16 protein-coding genes are annotated in these 19,341 nt (G+C 70.8%); 10 read left to right on the top strand and 6 right to left on the bottom strand.

From position 1 onward, the window contains the following. The first annotated feature begins 227 nt into the window (after nucleotides 1–227). From QMG73_RS07915 to QMG73_RS07905, 3 genes are all read left to right on the top strand, one after another. Entirely contained in the window at nucleotides 228–3,236 is a 3,009-nt protein-coding gene (locus tag QMG73_RS07915) for a family 16 glycoside hydrolase (protein WP_281893452.1), read from the top strand. Between the two features lie 124 nt (nucleotides 3,237–3,360). Next, a complete protein-coding gene (locus QMG73_RS07910) occupies nucleotides 3,361–4,521 on the top strand; it encodes a hypothetical protein (protein ID WP_281893451.1) in 1,161 nt (386 codons plus the stop codon). Continuing rightward, on the top strand, nucleotides 4,518–6,161 hold the full coding sequence (locus QMG73_RS07905; protein WP_281893449.1) for a glycoside hydrolase family 99-like domain-containing protein: 1,644 nt from the start codon (nucleotides 4,518–4,520) through the stop codon (nucleotides 6,159–6,161). Before QMG73_RS07910 ends, QMG73_RS07905 begins: the two co-directional genes overlap by 4 nt. Before the next feature lie 36 nt (nucleotides 6,162–6,197). On the opposite strand, the gene QMG73_RS07900 is transcribed toward QMG73_RS07905, so the two are convergent. Both QMG73_RS07900 and QMG73_RS07895 read right to left on the bottom strand, forming a co-directional pair. After that, nucleotides 6,198–6,788 carry a TIGR03086 family metal-binding protein gene (locus tag QMG73_RS07900; protein ID WP_281893448.1) on the bottom strand — a complete coding sequence of 197 codons (591 nt, stop codon included), beginning with the start codon at nucleotides 6,786–6,788 and terminating at the stop codon, nucleotides 6,198–6,200. Between the two features lie 19 nt (nucleotides 6,789–6,807). After that, entirely contained in the window at nucleotides 6,808–7,968 is a 1,161-nt protein-coding gene (locus tag QMG73_RS07895) for an epoxide hydrolase family protein (RefSeq protein WP_281893447.1), read from the bottom strand. Nucleotides 7,969–8,110: 142 nt separating this feature from the next. Here QMG73_RS07895 and QMG73_RS07890 point away from each other — a divergent pair, with 142 nt between their 5' ends. After that, nucleotides 8,111–10,408, top strand: a complete 2,298-nt coding sequence (locus QMG73_RS07890) for a sensor histidine kinase (protein ID WP_281893446.1) — start codon at nucleotides 8,111–8,113, stop codon at nucleotides 10,406–10,408. Between the two features lie 7 nt (nucleotides 10,409–10,415). Here the strand turns inward: QMG73_RS07890 and QMG73_RS07885 are convergent, their stop codons facing one another. Continuing rightward, nucleotides 10,416–10,943 (bottom strand): MarR family winged helix-turn-helix transcriptional regulator, encoded by a 528-nt coding sequence (locus QMG73_RS07885; RefSeq protein ID WP_281893443.1) that lies wholly within the window; start codon nucleotides 10,941–10,943, stop codon nucleotides 10,416–10,418. A gap of 95 nt (nucleotides 10,944–11,038) precedes the next feature. On the opposite strand from QMG73_RS07885, the gene QMG73_RS07880 reads away from it, so the two are divergent. After that, on the top strand, nucleotides 11,039–11,680 hold the full coding sequence (locus QMG73_RS07880) for an FMN-dependent NADH-azoreductase (RefSeq protein ID WP_281893441.1): 642 nt from the start codon (nucleotides 11,039–11,041) through the stop codon (nucleotides 11,678–11,680). Nucleotides 11,681–11,690: 10 nt separating this feature from the next. Here the strand turns inward: QMG73_RS07880 and QMG73_RS07875 are convergent, their stop codons facing one another. Both QMG73_RS07875 and QMG73_RS07870 read right to left on the bottom strand, forming a co-directional pair. Then, nucleotides 11,691–12,296, bottom strand: coding sequence for a response regulator transcription factor (locus QMG73_RS07875; protein WP_281893440.1), 606 nt, complete (start codon nucleotides 12,294–12,296; stop codon nucleotides 11,691–11,693). A gap of 55 nt (nucleotides 12,297–12,351) precedes the next feature. Further along, nucleotides 12,352–13,368, bottom strand: a complete 1,017-nt coding sequence (locus tag QMG73_RS07870) for a LacI family DNA-binding transcriptional regulator (protein WP_281893439.1) — start codon at nucleotides 13,366–13,368, stop codon at nucleotides 12,352–12,354. Nucleotides 13,369–13,561: 193 nt separating this feature from the next. Here QMG73_RS07870 and QMG73_RS07865 point away from each other — a divergent pair, with 193 nt between their 5' ends. Genes QMG73_RS07865 through QMG73_RS07845 form a run of 5 tightly spaced genes read left to right on the top strand, consistent with a single transcriptional unit; the run spans nucleotide 13,562 to nucleotide 18,018 of the window. After that, the gene (locus QMG73_RS07865) at nucleotides 13,562–14,548 is read left to right on the top strand and encodes an ABC transporter substrate-binding protein (RefSeq protein WP_281893438.1); all 987 of its coding nucleotides are present in this window, start codon (nucleotides 13,562–13,564) and stop codon (nucleotides 14,546–14,548) included. After that, nucleotides 14,545–15,348, top strand: a complete 804-nt coding sequence (locus tag QMG73_RS07860; RefSeq protein ID WP_281893436.1) for an ABC transporter permease — start codon at nucleotides 14,545–14,547, stop codon at nucleotides 15,346–15,348. The genes QMG73_RS07865 and QMG73_RS07860 overlap by 4 nt, the downstream gene beginning before the upstream one ends. Then, on the top strand, nucleotides 15,345–16,139 hold the full coding sequence (locus QMG73_RS07855; protein WP_281893435.1) for an ABC transporter ATP-binding protein: 795 nt from the start codon (nucleotides 15,345–15,347) through the stop codon (nucleotides 16,137–16,139). Before QMG73_RS07860 ends, QMG73_RS07855 begins: the two co-directional genes overlap by 4 nt. Further along, the gene (locus QMG73_RS07850) at nucleotides 16,136–16,951 is read left to right on the top strand and encodes an ABC transporter permease (protein WP_281893433.1); all 816 of its coding nucleotides are present in this window, start codon (nucleotides 16,136–16,138) and stop codon (nucleotides 16,949–16,951) included. Before QMG73_RS07855 ends, QMG73_RS07850 begins: the two co-directional genes overlap by 4 nt. After that, nucleotides 16,948–18,018, top strand: a complete 1,071-nt coding sequence (locus QMG73_RS07845) for an amidohydrolase family protein (protein WP_281893432.1) — start codon at nucleotides 16,948–16,950, stop codon at nucleotides 18,016–18,018. Before QMG73_RS07850 ends, QMG73_RS07845 begins: the two co-directional genes overlap by 4 nt. Here the strand turns inward: QMG73_RS07845 and QMG73_RS07840 are convergent. Further along, nucleotides 18,008–19,306, bottom strand: a complete 1,299-nt coding sequence (locus QMG73_RS07840; RefSeq protein WP_281893430.1) for an ABC transporter substrate-binding protein — start codon at nucleotides 19,304–19,306, stop codon at nucleotides 18,008–18,010. The genes QMG73_RS07845 and QMG73_RS07840 overlap by 11 nt on opposite strands. Nucleotides 19,307–19,341 lie beyond the last annotated feature (35 nt).

The raw sequence follows: 19,341 nt of genomic DNA, 5'->3' as shown, positions 1-19,341 counted from the left end.
GGGGCACGGCGGTGTGCGCGGCGGTGCGCGCGGGTAGTGGGCGGCAGGGTTTTGCTGATTGAGGTAAAAGTTTAGATCTGGCGATCAAAAGGTCTGGCGATGTCGACGAATGTGGTCGATGATGTCTCGTGTCGCCATGATCGAGGATCATCCCTCCGTCCCGGGCAGGCACCCTCGGCGCGGGTCTCGACGGCGTTTCCTACCAGCACTGTCCAAGGAGGAAGGGAATGCCCACTCGCCGCCCACGAGCGAGACGCCTGGCCAGGCTCCTCGGCCACGCGCTCCTCGCCCCACTGACCGCCTTCGTCCCATTGGCCGCCATAGCCACGCCGTCCGCCGCGGCCCAGGCCGCTGACCTGCCACCGCAGGAACCGGGCGTCACGCTGCGCACGTACGACGTGCGGGTGCCGCTCTCCACCATCTGCACGCTCAAGCCCGGACAGACCCCGAACGTCGACAAGCTGATGCCGGTCGTCGACTGGACCAGCGCGGCCGACTTCGGCTTCGAAGACAATTTTCTCACCCACGTCATCGGCAATGTCGACGTGCCGGCCGCTGGGGCGTACACGTTCCGGCTGACCAGCGACGACGGCTCCCGGCTCTACATCGACGGGGCGCAGGTGATCGACCATGACGGGCTGCACGGCGCCACGTCGAAGGATGGCGCGGTCACGCTGACCGAGGGCTACCACGCCCTGCGGATCGAGCACTTCGAGGCCGGCGGCGGGCAGCAGCTCACCCTGTCGTGGCAGCCGCCGGGCGCCACCGGCTTCGCGGTCGTGCCCGCCTCGGCGCTGAGCACGGACGCCGGTGTCGTGCGGGTGACGGCGCCGGGATACAAGGCGTGCCAAGGGGTGTCCGACGAGCCGGGAGACGGCCTCCCGCTGGATTCGGTGCACCCGAACTATACGCTGACCGACCTGCGCCCCGCCGGCTTCGAGCCGCAGGTGTCCGCGCTGGACTGGACCGCCGACGGCCGGCTGGTCGTCGCCACCTGGGGCGGCAGCGGCAAGGTGCTCGGCGAAGTGTACATAGTGGACAACGTGACGGGTGAGACGGGCCCGGGGCGGGTCACGTACAAGAAGGTCGCCAGCGGGCTGAAGGAACCGATGGGCCTGGCGGTGGTCGACGGCACCATCTACGTGTCGCAGAAACACGAGCTCACCGAGCTGCGGGACGTCGACGGCGACGAGGTGGTCGACGAGTACCGGACGGTGGCGACCTGGCCGTTCGGCGGCAACTTCCACGAGTTCGCGTTCGGCCTGCTCTACAAGGGCGGCAACTTCTACCTCAACCTGTCGGTCGCGATCAACCTCGGTGGCGCGACGACCGACCCGCAGCCGGCCGGCAACCGCGGCACCAGCATCGTGGTCAACCGCCGCACCGGCAAGGTGTCCTATGTGGCCGGTGGCCTGCGTACGCCGAACGGCATCGGCTGGGGCCCGGACGGCGACCTGTTCGTCACCGACAACCAGGGCGGCTGGCTGCCCTCGTCGAAGCTCGTCCACATCCAGCAGGACCGCTTCTTCAACCACTACACCAATCCGGACGGCCCGTTCGACGCGAACCCGGTCACCAAGCCGGTGCTGTGGCTGCCGCAGAACGATATCGCCAACTCGCCGAGCACGCCGGTGCTGCTCAAGAAGGGACCGTTCCGCGGGCAGCTGCTCATCGGCGACGTGACGTACGGCGGGCTGCAGCGGGCGTACCTCGAAAAGGTGCACGGCGAATACCAGGGCGCCGTGTTCCGGCACACCCAGGGGTTGGAGGCCGGCGTCAACCGGGTCAGCATCGGGCCCGACGGCGCCATCTACGCCGGCGGCCTGGGCTCGACCGGCAACTGGGGCCAGCCCGGGAAGCTGGGTCACGGCCTGCAGAAGCTGACGCCGAACGGTACCAACGCGTTCGACATGAAGTCGATGAGCGCCACCCGGGACGGCTTCGCGATCGAGTACACCCGTCCACTGTCGACAGCCACGATCCAGAACATCGCGAAGAGCTACAAAATCTCGCAGTGGCGGTACGCACCGACCCCCGCGTACGGCGGGCCGAAGGTGGACGAGGAGGCTCTGAAGGTCACCGCGGTCAAGGTCTCCGCGGACCGCAAGACGGTAACGCTGACCGTCGACGGCCTTCAGCGTGACCGCGTCGTGTACCTGCGTTCGCCGCGACCGTTCACCGCCGCCAACGGCGAGCAGCTGTGGAGCACGGAGGCCTGGTACACGCTCAACAACATTCCCGGGCCGCAGCCGGATCAGGTCTTCTACGAGGCCGAGGAGGGCAACCGGGAGGGTGGCGCCCAGATCGCCACCGACCACCGCGGCTACTCCGGGGTCGGCTTCGTCGCCGGGTACGGCGCGTTGAACGCCTCCACCACCGTCCACGTCGACGTGGCGCGGGCCGGCGAGTACGAGGTGGGGCTCCGGTACAGCAACGGGCCCAACCCGTTCCAGGGTGACAAGACCGTCAGCGTCTACGTCAACGGCCGCAAGGTGCGCCAGAGCGTACTGCCGACGACGGTCACCTGGGACGAGTGGGCGACCAAGACCGAGCGCCTCACCCTGCGCCGGGGCGTCAACGCGATCCAGTACCGGGTGGACGCCGCCGACACCGGCCACGTCAACCTGGACCTGGTCTCGGTGCGCAAGCCGGGGGAGCGGGTGGTGCTGTTCGACGGCGGCGACCTCTCCGAGTGGCAGCACACCGACGGTCGGATGGCGAGCTGGCTGCGGGTGGACGGCGGCGCGATGCAGGTCCGCAACGGCGACCTGCGTACCAAGCAGGCGTTCGGCGACTTCCGGCTGCACGCCGAGTTCAAGGTGCCGCTGCTCCCACCGGACGTCACCGGCCAGGACCGCGGCAACAGCGGCGTCTACCTGCAGGAACGGTACGAGATCCAGGTCCTGGACTCGTACGGCGACCCGACCCTCGACACCAACGAGGCCGGCGCCATCTACCTGCGCAAGGCACCCGACGTCAACGCCGCGACGCCGCCGGAGACGTGGCAGAGCTACGACATCGAGTACCGTGCCGCCCGGTACGACAGCGCGGGCAACAAGACCGAGAACGCCCGCGTCACCGTGGTCTGGAACGGTGTGCGCGTGCACGACGACGTCGCCATCACCGGCCCGACCGGCGGGAACATCCCGGAGGGACCCGCGACCGGGTCGATCCGCCTGCAGGATCACGGAAACCCTGTGCAGTACCGCAACATCTGGATCGAACCGCTGAGCTGACCCGGGCGGCCGGGCCGGGCCGCGGTGTCCGGCCCGGCCGCCGTCAGCGGCGTGTAAGGATGGTGAAAGGAGCGCCTCCTACCCTCGGCGAGTTGTGCTTGGCGCCACTCACCGGGGGATTCTGATGTTCTTACGATCCGCGCATCGCCGCGTCATCGTGGCGGTGTCGTTGACCGCCTTGACGGTCACGATGGCCGGCCTGCTGCCGGTGGCCAACGCGACGGATTCGGCGGTCACCTGGGTGCCCGGCGGCTCGAAGACCTGCCCACCGGTACCGGCCAACCAGGACCCCGCCGACCCGGTGTACTACGACTTCGTCAGCTCGTACCGCTCCGCCTGCGCGAGCCGGGAGAACTGGGACCGGGTCTTCTCGGACGCGACCGCCTCGGCGACCGTCGACGGGCGGATCCGGGTCTCGGTCACCGCCTCGGTGGCGCTGGCCGGCGCGCTCGCCTCGCTGAAGGTCGGCGACAAGGAGTACATCGCCAGCGGCGGGCACGGCGCCTCCCTGCAGTACGCGTTCCACGCGTGGCAGGCCGGCGAACAGGCGACCGAGTGCTACAACCCGACCCAGGCCGGCAGCCGCCTTGACGACATGGGATTCGAACCGCCTTTCCACGGTCCGAGCACCAGCGCGCTGTACCGGCTGGCCACCACCGGCACCACCATCCGGACCGCGGTGCGGCCGGCCATGTACATGGAGCGCGGCGACAAGACGCTGGGCTGGAACTCGTGCGCGGCCGCCGACCACCAGCCCAACCGGCAGCCGTACTCGGCCGGCCTGTCCCCGTACTGGTTGAGCACCGAGGTGCGGATGGCGCCCGACCACGGGCTCGCCGGGCTGGAGAACGTGATCAAGCTGTCCGCGGTGCTGGACTCGGAGGACGAGTACCACGAGCACTTCAGCGCGGTCCTGGTGGCGTATCTGCAACGCGACTTCACCGCCACCTACACATACGACCCGGCGACCGGGGCGGTCAATCGGTTCACCGGAGACCTGACCACCCTCCTGCCGTCGATCCGGTGCACCGCCGACGGGGCGTACTGCCTGGGAATGTACTTCCCGGCCGCGAACCACCCGGGCGCCTACTACTACACCATGACCCGCGAGCCGTTCGCCTACAACGCGTTCCTCGGCGAACACACCGTCCAGATGACCGCTCCCACCTCGCGCGTCGGTGAGGGGGCGAAGACCCGCCTGCGCTACGACAACTACCTTGTGGTCGGAGACCTCGACCGGGTGACGGGCACCCTGGGCGAGGTGCACCGGCGGGTCGCGCCATGAGGATGACGGGGAGGCTGGCGGTCGCCGCCAGCATGGTGCTCCTCGTCGTGGGCGCCCAGCTGTACTGGCCGCGGGCCGAAGCGACGACCGGGATGGCGGCGGAAGTCCGCCGGGATCCGCTGCCGTTGCTGCAACTGGAGAACGGCGCGGGTACACCACTGTGGACGCTCTCGCGCGCCGAGGCGGACGCCGCGGTGGCGCGGCACGGGTTCCGGCTGCTGCCCAACCGGCTTGGTTACCTGCGGGACGCGGCGTTCAGCGGCTCGCAGCCGGTCTACCGGCTCACCCGGGTCGGCGCCGAAGGCTGGCTGCTGACCGCTTCCACCTCGGAACGGGACGCGCTCGCGGCGTCCGGGCGCTTCCGGTACGAGGGGGTCGTCGGGCACGCGGCGGCGCGTCCGGCGGCCGGGCTGGCGCTGCTGTCCCGCTTCTCCGGTCCGGCCGGCTGGCGCGTGTCGCTGGAGGCGCCGCACGGCAACCCGGACGAGTTGCTCGCCAAGGGGTTCAAGCGGGACGGCCCCCTCGGCTACGTGCATCCACAGTGGAACCGGGTTGGCGCGCTGTACTTCGGCACCTGGAACGCCGGCTCCAACGCCCGGACCATCCATGGCGGGTACGACTTCTACAAGCGCACCTACCCCGACTGGTGGGCGGGCGTGCGGGACTACTCAGGCGGCGATCCGTCGGTGCCCGTGTACCGGGGCCAGTGGCCGGACGACGACTTCTCCGACCGGGAGCCGGCGATCGGCTTCTACGACGACGCCCAGGTGTCCACTGTGGAAAAGCACATCACGCAGGCGTCCTCGGCCGGCCTGGACTACTTCACCTTCTACTGGTACTGGAACCAGGCCGAGCGGACGGAGCGGCACGCCGCCGGGCTGCGTTCGTTCCTGCGGGCCGGCAACCGGGACGCCCTCGACTTCGGCCTCAGCGTCTGCGCACACAGTTGGGACGGCGGCATCCTGAAGATCCCGACCGACCAGTACGGGCTGGTGGCCGGCGTGCTCGTCGACGACTACCTGGCGCAGCCGAACTACCTGCGGGCGAACGACGGGCGGCCGATCCTCTGGCTCTGCGACACGCGCGGCATGGGCGCGGGTACCGCCGCGGACGTAAAGGCTTTCGTCGACACGGTGCGCGTGCGGGCTCGCGCCACCCTCGGCACGGAGCTGCTCGTGCTCGCTCACCAGGACCTCGGCCTGGTGCTCGGCAACGTCGGGGCGGACGGCAACTACTGCGCCGCGCCGTACGCGGCTGTGCAGGCGGGCAGCTACGCGGCCTACGTACAGGGTCAGCGGGCCACCTTCCAGCGGGGCGCGGCCACGTACGTCCGATGTGTCATGTCCGACTTCGACGAACGCCCCCGGTACCCGATACTCGTGCCGAACGTCGCCGACGTCACCTGGATGCCGGACCAGACCTTCGACCTGTTCACCCAGGCGGCGCGGAACGCGGCGGTCGACATCGCCCAGTCCAGCCGCACCTCGGTGGTGGACAACCTCGTGCTCGTGTACGCCTGGAACGAGTGGCACGAGGGCGGCTACGTCGAGCCCAACGCCCGCGACGGCTGCCGCTATCTCGACATCCTCCGCCAGGAGCTGATGCTGAGCGGCGGCTCAGGCTGTGTCGCGAGACCGTAGGGCCTGCCTCCCGGAGACAGGCCCTAGCCAGCCGGGTCAGTTGCCTTCCGGGGTCCAGTTCGGGTTCCGGCCCAGGTACCGCAGGAGGGTGGCGGCGGGGTCGTCGCCGTCCTCGACGGGCAGGGCGTCGGCGTAGGCGAAGCCGCGCAGCGGTTCGGCCGTCGCGCGGGCGGCCGGCAGCAGCTGCTCGGCCAGCGCGGCGGTCAGCGGTGACGGCTGCCCGGTGGCGACGGCGACGTCCCAGGCGTGGACAGCGGCGTCCAGCGCGCAGGCGGCCGCCGCGAGCGCCGGCGCCAGCTGCGGTACCGGTGGCAGCGGTGTGGACACCGACGCCGCGGCCGGGTCGACACCGGCCCAGGCGCCGGTGGCCGCCTCGATCGCCTTGGCGACCGTGTCCTCGACACCGCCGTCGAGCTGGCGCGGCGGATCGAACGGGTTGTAGGACGGCGGCGAGCCCGCCCCGACCGTGGACGCCCAGGCGTGCTGGTCGCCGGCGGCGTGGAACAGCACCTGGGCCACTGTCCAGGCCGAGCACGGGGTCGGGTCGTCGAGCCGGTCGGCGTCGACGGCGACGGTGGTGACGCGGCGCAGCGCGTCGAGGGAGGTGGTGAGCACGGTGAAGGTCACGGCGTTTCCTCTCAGTGGGTCAGGTGAGGGCGGCGAAGAACTGGCGGATGTCCTCGACGAGCAGGTCCGGTGCGTCGTGCGTGGCCCAGTGCCCGCCTCGGTCGTACGTGTTCCAGCTGACGATGTTGTGATGATCGCGGTCAGCGAACTTGCGCACGGCCTGGAAGTCGAAGGCGAAGGCGGCCAGGCCGATCGGCACCGTGGTGGGCTCGCCGGACGCGGTCTGCGCGGCGCGGCGGTTCTCGTAGTAGAAGCGGGCGGCCGACGCGGCGGTGTTCGTCAGCCAGTACAGCGCCACGTTGGTCAGGATGTCCTCCGGGCTGAGCGCGGTGCCGAACAGCTGCCCACTCCAGGCCACCTGCCCGGCCGGCGAGTCCGCCAGGGCGTGCGCCAGGGTCTGCGGCTGGGCCTGCTGGGACCGGTCGTGGATCGCGTGCTCGACGAACGCCTGCCCGAACTGCAGAGCGCCGAACTCCTCCCCGGTCAGCCCGTCGAACTCGCCCTCGTCACCGCGCGGGAACGAGAAGATCTGCGTGACGTGTACCCCGATGACGTGTTCCCGGTCGAGCTCACCCAGCAGCGGCGAGACGATCGACCCGGCGTCGTTGCCGTGCGCGCCGTACCGCTCGTAGCCCAGGCGGCGCATCAGCTCCGCCCACGCGGCGGCGGTCCGCCACGCGCTCCAGCCGTGCTCCCGCGTCGGCCCGGAGAAGGTGTGGCCGGGCAGCGACGGGATCACCACGTGGAAGGCCGGGGCACCCGGGCGGCCGTGCGCGTCCGGGTCGGTCAGCGGCCCCACCAGACCCAGGTACTCCACGAAGCTGTTGGGCCACCCGTGCGTCAGGATCAGCGGGGTGGCGTCCGGCCGGGCCGAGCGCACGTGCACGAAGTGGATACGCTGCCCGTCGATCTCGGTGACGTACTGCGGGTACTCGTTCAGCTCGGCCTCCCGGGCCCGCCAGTCGAACGACGTGCGCCAGCGCTCGACCAGGTCGCGCACGTACGAGAGCGGGACGCCGTACTCCCAGCCGGGCGGAGCGGGGGTGCCGGACCCGCCGGCGACGACCTCCTTCTCGGGCAGTTCGTCCGTCCATCGTGTCCGGGCCAGCCGGTCGGCCAGGTCGTCGAGGTCCGCTTGCGGTATGGCGATGCGAAACGGGGTGATGGTGGGATCATGCACGGTGGTCGCCTCCTGATGAACGTGTTCGACCTGCACAAACGTTCACAGAGTCGAACGGCGAGCGGTAGTGTCTGGCGCACGATCTCGTCGGCGCACAATGCACGGCCGCCCATGCAGATTGCACATCGGTCGAGGAGGGATCGTGCCCGGCGCTAAGCCGATGCGGCTCGCCACGATCCCGGTCGTGCTGTGCGTCGTCATCTACTGCGGGTACCGCCTCACCGACATCATCCCGTGGGCGGGCTACGACCCGGGCCTGAACCCCGTCGAGCAGATGGTGGCCGCCGCCGCGATCGTGGGGCTCGGCGCCGTGCAGCTCCAGTTCGCGTTCCGCCACCCGTCCCGCTCCCGCGCCGGCGTGCTGCTGGCGGCACAGGTCCTGCTCGCCTACGGGCCGTACCTCGTGATCGACGGTGTCTGGGACCCGCCAGCGGCGTTCGTCGTCGCCGCGGTGCTGCTCACCTTCACCGGCCGGTACTCCTGGGCGCTGGCGGCTCTCGCGGTGCTCGGCGACGTCGCCTTCGGGATCGCGGTCGAGCCGGGCCTGACCGACGGCGGCGGCGACGTCGTCATCCTGCGCGTGGCCTACGCCGCCATCGTGGCGGCCGCCAACGGGTTGCTGCTGTTCGGCATGTCCCGCCTGAGCGAGCTGGTCCGGGATCTGCACGCCACGCGAGCCGCCAGTGCCTCGGTGGAGGTGGCGCGCGAGCGCCTGCGCATCGCCCGCCGGCTACAGGACGCGGTGGGCGCGCGGCTGGTGTCCATCATCGCGCTGTTCCGGCGTACCGGCGGCGGAGCCAGCCCGACCGGCGAGCAGGCCGAGGTGGCGGCGGCCGAGGCCCGGCGGGCGCTGGCCCAGGTCCGGACGGTGGCCGACGACTACCGCGACCGCTCGCTGGCTGGCGAGGTCGCCGCCGCACGCACCGTGCTCGCGGCCGCCGGGGTCGAGGTGATCGCCGGAGCCGTGCCGGACCGGCTGCCCGGGCCGGTCGACGCCGTGCTGGGATCGATCCTGCGGCGCGCGGTGGTCACGGCGCTGCGAGTGGCACCACCGCGCCGGTGCCGGATCGAGCTGGACGGCTCGGCGTGGATGCGCGTGAGCTTCACCGGCGACGAACCGGGCACGCTGGCTCCCGACGCGCTCGCCGAGCAGGTCCAGCGGCTCGGTGGCCGGATCCAGGCCGGGCCCGGTCCCGACGGCACCAGCCGGGTCGACGTGCGGATTCCGGTCCAGCCGCGGCGGGCGATCGGCACGGGAACGCCGCGACCGGTCGCCGCCGCGCCATGGCTGGCCTTCGGGATCATGGCCGTACTCGAAGTCGACCTCTTCATCACCCTGCTCTCCCGGGTGAGCGGCGGATGGGTCTACTACGACGCCCTCCCACCGCCGCTGCTGGCGGGCGTCATCGCGCTGGTCGTGCCGCTGAGCCTGCTGCAGCTGCACCACGTCCGGCCGCGCTCGGGCAGCGCGCCGCCGGGCTGGCGCTGGACTGTCGCCCTGCAGATCGTGCTCGTCTGCGTCCTCGCCGCCATCGGGAGCCCCACGGTTCCGGCGCCGCAGTACGCGGGCCCGGTCGCCGGCGTCGTGCTCTTCCACGTCCGCCGGCCGTGGTCGTGGGGCATCGCGGCCACGCTGGTGCTGGGCACGACGCTGTGGCAGCTGCACACCTGGGACGTCGACCTGCTGGCCGACCTGTCGCAGGTGGCGTACTGGCTGCTCCTGTCGCTGCCGTGGACGCTGCTGGCCATGGTCGGCGTCGCGGCGCTGTGCCGGCTGCCCCTCGCGGCCGAGCAGCTGGTCGCGGCCCGCCAGGAGCTGACCCGGTTCGCGGTGCTGCGCGAGCGCCTGCGGATCGCCCGTGACACCCACGACGTGCTCGGCTTCCAGCTCTCCGCGATCGCGCTCAAGGCCGAGCTCGCCGGGCGGCTGGCCGGCACCGACCCCGCCACCGCCCGCACCGAGCTGGCCGAGGCGGGTCAGGTCGCCGAGGAGGCGCTGAACTCGCTGCGCTCGATCACCGCGGAGCCGACCGCGCTCTCGTTCGTAGAGGAGCTTTCGTTCGCCGAGGAGGTGGAGAGCGCGCGCTCGATGCTCGCCGCCGCGGGCACCGAGGTCGCGGTCGAGCTGCGCGCCACGCCCGCGCCCACCGCCGAATCGCCGCTCGCGATCGTCCTGCGCGAGGCCGTCACGAACGTGGTGCGCCACTCGCAAGCCACGACCTGCGAGATCGAAACCAGCCCGGCGCCCGGTGGCATCCGGCTGCGGGTCACCAACGACGGCGTTCCATCCGGTACCGCGGACGTGGCGACCGGCAACGGGCTGGCCAACCTTCTGGTACGGGCCCGCGAGGCCGGCGGCCACCTGAACATCCACCGCCAGGGCGACCACTTCACCCTGGTCGCCGTGATCAGCCACCCTCCACTACCGGCAGCCGCCTAGCCCACGTCTACGCCTTTCGGCGGCGGGTTTTGGTGGCCGGGGCGGGGTCGGTGCACTGCTCCACGACGGCACAGGCGTCCCCCTGGGGGTCGTGCAGGCCGACGCGCGTGGCGACCGTGCGCAGCAGATCGCGGAAGACCGCGCGCTCGGGCTCGGCGAGGGCGCTCAGGACGCCGGTTTCGACGTGCGCCAGCTTGCCCCGCAGCTCGCGCAGCGTGGTGCGGCCGGAGTCGGTGACGACGATGCGCCGGGCGCGGCGGTCGGCGGGGTCGGGCTTGCGCTCGACCAGGCCGGCCCGCTCCAGGTCGTCGAGGAGGTACGTCATGACGGTGCGGTCGACACCGAGCTTGTTGGCCAGGGCCAGCTGGGTGTCTTCGGCGCCGCAGGCGGCGGCGAGGACCTGGTAGCCGCGGTGGGCGCCGGGGACGCCGGCGAGGAGGGGCCCGCCCGCCTTGGCGTAGGCGCGCAGCACGGCTCCCAGCGCCCAGCCCAGGTCCGACTGGAGGTCGTCGCGCGATTCCGGCACCGGTGTCATGCCGTAATGATAGGCGGATCACTCATTCTTGCCAGAATATCTTCTTGGTTGCAGACTATCTTCGTCACAGCATAAGTACGTGGGAGGTAGGCAGCATGAACCTGTTCCGTCTCGACGCGAGCATCCGTACCGAAGGATCGGTGAGCCGCGCCCTCGCGGACACCGCCGAGCGGGCGTGGCTCGCGGAGCACCCCGGCGCCGTCGTGACCCGGCGCGACCTCGGGCTCCAGCCACTGCCCGGTGACGCGTGGACCGCGCTCGCCCGCGCCGTCGTCGACCCGGCCTCACCAGCCCCGGCCGAGGCGCGCGGGCTCCTCGACCGTCTCGGCGCGGAACTCCTCGGCGCCGACGCGTTCCTGTTCGCGGTGCCGCTGTACAACTGGAACGTCCCGGCACAGGTCAAGACCTGGCTCGACCTGATCCTGAACCACCCCCGGCTCGGGGTGCACGGTGACTGGCCGCTCAAGGGCAAGCCGGCGGTCCTGGTGTTGAGCCGGGGCGGCGGCTACGGGCCCGGGACCCCGAAGGAGGGCTGGGACCACGCCACGCCCTACCTGCGCAGGATCCTGGCCGACGTCTTCGGCCTCGACCTGCACATCGCCGAGGCGGAGCTGACCCACGCGTTCTGGAATCCGGAGATGGCGTCGCTGCGAGGGCTGGCCGAGCAGTCGCTGAAAGCAGGGCACGAGGAGGCCGCGGAGCACGGGCTGCGGATCGCCGGGTTGAGCAGGGTCTGACCGCCCGGAGTTACAGCCAGCCGGCCTCGCTCGCGATCCGGATCGCGTCGACCCGGTTGCGGGCGCTCAGCTTGGTGACCGCGGTGGCCAGGTAGTTGCGTACCGTGCCGTACGACAGGCCCAGCCGCGTCGCGACCTCGGTAGGGTCGGCGCCGGACGCGGTCAGGCGCAGCACGTCGCACTCGCGCTCGGTCAGCGGGTTGCCGGCGATGTCGAGCGCCGCGAACGCCAGCTGCGGATCGAGGACCTTGCCGCCGGCCGCGATCGTGCGCACCGCGTCGACCAGGTCGTCCGGTGCGGCGTCCTTGCCCATGAAGCCGGCGACCTTGGCCGCCAGCGCGCGGCGCAGGGTGCCGGGGCGGCCAACGCCGGTCAGGATCAAGGTCCGGCAGTCCGGCAGCCACTGGTGCAGTTGGGCGGCCGCGCTGATCCCGTCGAGGCCGGGCAGCTCGACGTCGATCACGGCCACGTCGGGGCGGGCCTGCAGCGCGGTGGTGACGATCGCGTCACCGGCCTCGACCGCACCGACCACCTCGATGTCGCCGGCGAGGCTGAGCACGCCGACCAGCGCCTCCCGCAGGAGGCGCATGTCTTCGGCGAGCAGCACCCGGATCACGGGCGCAGCATACGTGCGCCCGCTTTCGTGCCGCTGACAGCGCGCTTGCGCGCGCTCAGGCCCGCCGGGCGGTGGTTTCGCGGGGGATGAGCCGGTGGCTGAGGATGGTGGTGGGGGGCGGGTCGGCGTCGGTGTCGGGCGGGGTGTTGATGATGTATCGGGCGGCCATCGCTCCAAGCTCGTACAGCGGCAGGCTGACCGTGGTGAGCCCGACGAACTGGGCCACCCGCAGGTCGTCGATGCCGGCGACCGACACCTCGCCCGGCACGTCGATGTGTGCCTGGCGCAGGGCGTTGAGCGCGCCGACGGCCGCCTCGTCGTTGGCGGCGAGGATGGCGTCGGGCAGGGGGCGGCGGGCGATCAGGCGCATGGCGACGGCGTGCCCGGCCTCGTAGTCGAAGCCGCCGGGGTGGCATTCGGCGCCGCCGGCCAGGTCGGCGTCGCTCATGCAGGCCAGGAACCCGTCGCGGCGCTGCTGGGAGGCGACCATGCCGGCCGGCCCGTCGATGAACGCGATCCGGCGGTGCCCCAGCGAGATCAGGTGGTCGGTGATGTCGTACGCGGCGGCCCGGTTGTCGGGGGTGATGACCGGGCAGCCGATGTCGCGGTCGGTGAGTGAGACGGCGTGCATGCCCTGCTCCTGCGCCTGCCGGACGGCTTTGAGCAGGTCGGGGGTCTGCGGGTCGTCGACGTAGCCGCTGCCGGCGAAGATGACGCCGGCGGCGCGGTAGTCGCGCATGGTCTGCACGCGCGCGATCTCGGTGCTGGTGCGGCGGTCCACGTTGGACAGCATGGTGGCGTAGCCGGCGCGGCTGGCGATGTCGTCGACGCCGCGGGCGATGACCGAGAAGTACGGGTTGACGATGTCGCTGACCAGTACGCCGATGAGCTGGCTGCTGCGCGACACGAGGGCGCGGGCCAGGGCGCTGGGGGAGTAGCCGAGCTGCTGGGCGACCGCGATGACCCGCTGGCGGGTCTTCTCGGAGATGGGGTGGCTGGAGCCGGTCAGGACCCGGGACGCCGTGGACACGGACACGCCGGCGAGCCGGCTGACCTCGGCCAGTGAGCTCACTGCCACCTTCCCGATGGGTGCGGAGAACGTTTGCCTAACTCTGGCATGGCCGGGCCGCCTTCGCAACGCCACCACGCGTGCCACGTTGTAACTCACCTGCAACAACCCCTTGACGCCGGGGCGGTGATGGTCACTAACATGCCCGGCAGGCAAACGCTTGCCTAACCCATGACCTCGGCCGAAAGGGATGGCCATGCACGCCGGTACCCACACCAGACTGCTCGCCGCGGCGCTGGCTGCCGCGTTCACCCTGGCCGCCTGCGGTGGCGGCGGCACCGAAACGAACGCGGACGGGACGGTTTCGTTCACCGTCGCCGTCATCGAGCCCGACATCACGACGGTGCCGATCCTGGCCGCGATCGACGCGGTGCGGCAGGCCGGCCACGAGGTCAAGGTCGTCGAGCTCGCGGAGCCGGAACTGGCCATCGAGGGGCTGGCCAAGGGCGACTACGCGATCTCGGCGGAGGCGACCAGCCCGGCGCTGATCGCCATCCAGCAGGACGCGCCGATCAAGATCATCGCGGATGTCATCGGCAACCAGTGGGCGGTCTACGGCAAGTCCGGCATCGCCGGCTGCGACGACCTGAACGGGCGCCCGTTCGGCATCTTCAGCGAGGGCGCGGTGGCCACCGCGATGGTCAAGGAGTGGGTGGGCGCGCAGTGCGGCGCCGGCAAGAAGCCGAACTACCTGACCATCGGCGGCTCTGACGTACGGGCGCAGGCGCTGCTCGCCGGCGAGATCGACGCGACGCCGCTGGAGATCTCCGACGTGGTGACGCTGGAGGCGTCGGGCAAGACCGGGTTCACCCAGGTCGTCGACTTCGGTAAGAGCCTGCCCGACGTGCACCCGCAGACCGTGTACGCCAACGCCGAGTTCATCGGCGAGCACAAGGACGTGACGCAGGCGTTCGTGACCGCGCTGGTACAGGAGCACAAGAAGATCAACGCCGACCCGCGGTACCTGGTTGGGCTGGTCGCCAAGTACCTGCCGGACGAGGAGGCGGGCAGCGTGGCGGAGGTCGCCAAGCGGTACGTGGACGCGAAGCTGTTCGACGCGGCGGCCCTGACGGATCAGAACATGCAGGGCACCATCGATTTCTTCGCGCGCGCCGGCGTACTCGAAAAGGGCCTGAAGGCGTCCGACGCGGCCGACCTGTCGTTCGTGAAGGCGGCCGCGTGACGGCCACTGCCGGGCCGCGGCCGGCGCGGCGCCCCGGCCTCGCGCGCCGCGTGCTGGACGCGAACCTGCCGTACCAGCTGCTGGCGTTCGCGGTCTTCGCCGGCGTCTGGGAGGTGTACGCGCGGGAGTGGGGCGGCCTGCTGATCCCGTCGTTCACCGAGACCGTCGAGGCGACCGCCGAACTGCTGGGCAGCGCCGAACTGTGGCGAGCGATGTGGGTCAGCAACCAGGCCCTGGTGCTCGGCTTCGGGATCGCGGTCCTCGCCGGCGTGCCGGCGGGCATCCTGCTGGGCCGGTTCCGGCTGGCGGAGCGGCTCGCCGACGTGTACCTGAACATCCTGCTGGTCACGCCGATGGCGGCGATCATCCCGCTGCTGGTGATGTCGGTCGGGTTCGGGCTGGCGTCCCGGGTCATCCTGGTCACGATCTTCTCGATCGTGATGATCGTGGTGAACAGCCGCACCGGCGTGCGCCAGGTCGACCCGGCGCTGATCGAGATGGCGCGCTCGTTCGGCGCGAGCGAGCGGCAGGTGTGGACGCGGGTACTGCTGCCCGGCGCGCTGCCGGCGATCATGACGGGCATCCGGCTGGGCCTGGGCCGGGCGGTCACCGGCATGGTCATCGTCGAGCTGCTGATGGTCTCCACCGCGCTGGGCGGGCTGATCCTGGAGTACCGCGGCCTGTTCAAGGCGCCACTGCTGTACGGCACCATCGTGATCATTTTGGCGGAGGCGCTGCTGCTGATCTCCGCCGCGCGGTGGTGCGAACGCAAGCTGACAAGATGGGCGGGGTCCGCATGATCCAGATTCGTGGGCTGAGCAAGAGCTTCGTCGGTCAGGACGGCAGCGTCGTGCACGCGCTGCGCGACGTCGACCTAGACATCGACGAGAACGAGTTCCTGACCATTCTCGGGCCCAGCGGCTGCGGCAAGACGACGCTGCTGAAGGCGGTCGCCGGGCTGATCCCCTGGAACGACGGGGACATCCTGATCGACGGCTCAGCGGTGCGGGGGCCCGGGCCGGAGCGCAGCATGGTCTTCCAGAACTTCGCGCTGCTGCCGTGGGCCACCGTGCTCGACAATGTCGGTTTCGGCCTGCGGATGCGCGGCATCGGCCGGGCCGAACGCGACGAACGCGCCCGCGCGCTCATCGAGATGGTCGGGCTGTCGGGGTTCGAGACAAAGCGCCCCGGCGAACTGTCCGGCGGCATGCAGCAGCGCGTCGGCATCGCCCGCGCGCTCGCGGTCGAGCCGCGGGTACTGCTCATGGACGAGCCGTTCGGCGCCGTCGACGAGCAGACCCGGCGGCTGCTGCAGGAGGAACTCCTGTCCATATGGGAGCGGCGCCGGATGACCGTCGTGTTCATCACCCACAGCATGGAGGAGGCGGTGCTGCTCGGCGACCGCGTGGTGCTGATGAGCGCGCGGCCCGGACAGATCGCCGAGATCGTGCCGGTGCCGCTGCCGCGGCCCCGATCCAGCGACGTGGGCGCCATCGAACGCTCCAGCGACTACGTCGAGGTGACCGCGTACCTGTGGGATCGGCTGCGGGACATGCACACCGAGCACCGTCCGTCCAAGGTGGCCGGATGAGCGCGCTCGTCGAGCGGCGCGGCGCGACCGCGGTACGCCGGCGGCGGCTCTCCTGGCGTCGCCTGCCGGCCGCCCCGGTCAGCCTCGCGGCCGGCGCGGTGCTCTGGGAGCTGATCGGCCGCGTCGCGGACGTGCCGTTCTTCCCGCCGCTGACCACCGTGCTCGGGCGCCTGGCCGACATGGTCTCCAGTGGACAGATCATCGGCAGCCTCGGCGACAGCCTGCTCAACCTGGCGCTCGGCTTCGGCATCTCGCTGGCCGCCGGGCTCGCCGTCGGCGTGGCCATGGGCCGGTACCGCAAGGTGGAGGCGGCGCTCGGCGTCTACGTGTACGCGTTGCTGACCGCGCCGTCGCTGGTCTTCGCGCCGATCTTCTTCTCGCTGCTGGGGGAGGGCCGAGGCTCGATCGTCGCGGTCGTGGTCATGTACACGGTCTTCATCGTCATCATCAACACCGCCTCGGCGATCCGGACCGTGCCCGGGCACCTGGTCGAGATGGCCCGCTCCTACGGCGCCCGCGAGACGCAGGTGCTGCTGCGGGTCATCCTGCCCGCCGCCGCTCCGATGATCATGGCCGGTGTCCGGCTCGGTGTCGGGCGCGCGGTCACCGGGATGATCAACGGCGAGATGTTCATCGCCGTCGTCGGGCTCGGGCGGATCGTCACGCAGGCCGGCGGCCGCTTCGACGGCGCCAGCGTGCTCGCCGTCCTGCTGGTCATCATCGCCGTCGCGCTCGGCGCGGTCGCGCTCGTCCAGGCCGTGGACCGGCGGATCACCCGCTGGGTACCCAAGACAACGAAGGACGGTCTATGAAGATCGATGCCTACAGCCATATCCTGCCGGCCCGCTACTTCGAGCGGATGCGCGAGCTCGCCGTGGACCCCAAGGCCCTCAAGCGCTGGCTGGAACTGCCCGCCCTGCACGACCTCGACGCGCGGCTGTCCATGATGGACGAGTTCGGCGACGGGTACCAGCAGGTGCTCACGCTCTCGTCGCCGCCGATCGAGCTCCTCGCCGGCCCGGCCGAGTCGCCCGCGCTGGCACGGCTTGCCAACGAGACGATGCGCGAGCTGTGCGACGAGCACCCCGACCGGTTCCCGGCGTTCGTGGCGTCGCTGCCGATGAACAACCCGGACGCCTCGCTCGACGAGATCGCCTTCGCCATCGACGGGCTCGGCGCCAGCGGGGTACAGGTCTTCACCAACGTCAACGGCCGGCCCTTGGACGACCCGGACTTCGCGGGCGTCTTCGACGAGATGGCCCGGCGGGACCTGCCGATCTGGATGCACCCGGCGCGCGGTGCCGGGTTCGCCGACTACACCACCGAGCAGAGCTCCAAGTACGAGATCTGGTGGGCGCTGGGCTGGCCGTACGAGACCAGCGCGGCGATGGCCCGGCTGGTGTTCTCCGGACTCTTCGACCGGCACCCCGGCATCAGCATCGTCACCCACCACATGGGAGCGATGATCCCGTACCTGGAGGGGCGGATCGGGCTTGGCTGGAGTGACCAGTTCGGCAGCCGCACCGACGGCGAGGAGTACGGCCGGCTGCGTCAAGGACTGGCGGAGCGGCCGCTGGAGTACTTCCGCCGCTTCTACGCCGACACCGCACTGTCCGGTTCGGACATCGGTACCCGGTGCGGGCTCGACTTCTTCGGCGTCGACCATGTGCTGTTCGGTACCGACTGCCCGTTCGACCCGGAGGGCGGCCCGATGTACGTGCGGGAGACCATCCGGGTCATCGACGGGCTCGACATCACCGAGGCCGAGCGCGAGCAGATCTACCACGGAAACCTGCGCCGGCTCATCGGCCGGGCGGCCGGCGATGCCGAGGCGCGCCACGGGCGGTACCCGCGGCGCGCCCTCACGACTAACCCTTGACCGGGATTGCCTGGGACTTCATCGCCTGGATGGTGGAGCTCTGCGCGGTCTTCAACGCCTCCGCGAGGGTGCCCTGGCCGGAGACGGCCGCCTTGAACCCGTCGGCGGCGTCGGCGTAGGTCTTCGTCATCAGCGGGCCCCACACGAAGTCCGGTGACACCTGCGTCGACGCCTCGGCGAAGACCTCGTAGATCTTCTGGCCGCCGTAGAAGTCCACGCCGGTGGTCAGCGCGGGCAGCGTGGCGCCGGACTTGGTCGCGGGGTACAGGTTGGCCTTCTGGTTCAGCAGCGTCAGAGCCTCGTCCGAGGAGTTGAGCCACAGCGCGAACTGGGCGGCCTCGTACGGGTGCTTCGAGCTCTTGAAGACGGCGGTCGACGAGCCGCCCCAGTTGCCGGCGGACTTGTCGCCGGCGCTCCACTGTGGCATCGGCGCGACCGCCCACTTGCCCTTGGTGGTGGGGGCGCCGGTCGCGATGGAGTTGGCGCCCCACACGGCCGAGACCCACGTCCACGCCTGGCCGGTGTTGTAGGCGTTGTCCCACTCGGTGGTCCACGGCGGCACGGTGGAGACGAGCTTGCGGCTGATCAGGTCCTGCCAGTAGTCGGCGACCTGGGTGGTCTTCGCATCCGAGAAGTCGACAGTCCACTGTGAACCGTCGTTGCCGAACCAGCGGCCACCGGCCTGCCACGCCAGCCCGGCGAACTGGTTGACGTCGCTCTGCGAGAAGTTCGTGATGTACCCGCCGGCGGCCTTCACCTTCTCGGCCGCCGCGGCGTACTCGGCCCACGTGGTGGGGACGGCGATGCCGTTCTGCTTGAACAGGTCCGCGCGGTAGAACAGGGCCATCGGGCCGGCGTCCTGCGGGATGCCGTACACGGTGTCCTGGCCACCGAACGTGACCTGGTTCCACGTCCAGTCGACGAACTTGTCCTTGGCGCCGGTGACGATGTCGCAGGCCGCCAGGTTCGCCAGGCCGTCCTGCACCCGGAAGCTGGGCAGCGTGTCGTACTCGATCTGGCCGAGGTCCGGCGCGTTGCCGGCCTTGAGCTGGTTGAAGAAGTTCTGGTACGTACCGCCGTTGCCGTTGGGACCGGTCTGCACCTTGACCTGGATGTTGGGGTTCTTGTCGTTCCACACCTTGACAACCTCTTCGATCCCGGGGATCCAGGAGGTGAAGGTGAGGTCGACCTTTCCGGTGGACGGCGCGCAGGCGCTGGCGGCGGTGTCACCGGAGGCGGCGTCGTCACCGCCCGAGGAGCAGCCGGCGAGAGCTAGTACTGATGTCATGACAACTACGGCGATTCTTCTCATAGGGAGTTTCC

Source organism: Phytohabitans aurantiacus, assembly GCF_027923225.1.
Lineage (GTDB): Bacteria > Actinomycetota > Actinomycetes > Mycobacteriales > Micromonosporaceae > Phytohabitans > Phytohabitans aurantiacus.
This window is presented reverse-complemented; position numbering and strand designations above follow the sequence as displayed.

Coding starts and splice junctions, on each gene's coding strand:
- QMG73_RS07915 (WP_281893452.1), top strand. CDS start 228: ATGCCCACTCGCCGCCCACGAGCGAGACGCCTGGCCAGGCTCCTCGGC.
- QMG73_RS07910 (WP_281893451.1), top strand. CDS start 3,361: ATGTTCTTACGATCCGCGCATCGCCGCGTCATCGTGGCGGTGTCGTTG.
- QMG73_RS07905 (WP_281893449.1), top strand. CDS start 4,518: ATGAGGATGACGGGGAGGCTGGCGGTCGCCGCCAGCATGGTGCTCCTC.
- QMG73_RS07885 (WP_281893443.1), bottom strand. CDS start 10,943: ATGACACCGGTGCCGGAATCGCGCGACGACCTCCAGTCGGACCTGGGC.
- QMG73_RS07880 (WP_281893441.1), top strand. CDS start 11,039: ATGAACCTGTTCCGTCTCGACGCGAGCATCCGTACCGAAGGATCGGTG.
- QMG73_RS07865 (WP_281893438.1), top strand. CDS start 13,562: ATGCACGCCGGTACCCACACCAGACTGCTCGCCGCGGCGCTGGCTGCC.
- QMG73_RS07855 (WP_281893435.1), top strand. CDS start 15,345: ATGATCCAGATTCGTGGGCTGAGCAAGAGCTTCGTCGGTCAGGACGGC.
- QMG73_RS07850 (WP_281893433.1), top strand. CDS start 16,136: ATGAGCGCGCTCGTCGAGCGGCGCGGCGCGACCGCGGTACGCCGGCGG.
- QMG73_RS07845 (WP_281893432.1), top strand. CDS start 16,948: ATGAAGATCGATGCCTACAGCCATATCCTGCCGGCCCGCTACTTCGAG.
- QMG73_RS07840 (WP_281893430.1), bottom strand. CDS start 19,306: ATGACATCAGTACTAGCTCTCGCCGGCTGCTCCTCGGGCGGTGACGAC.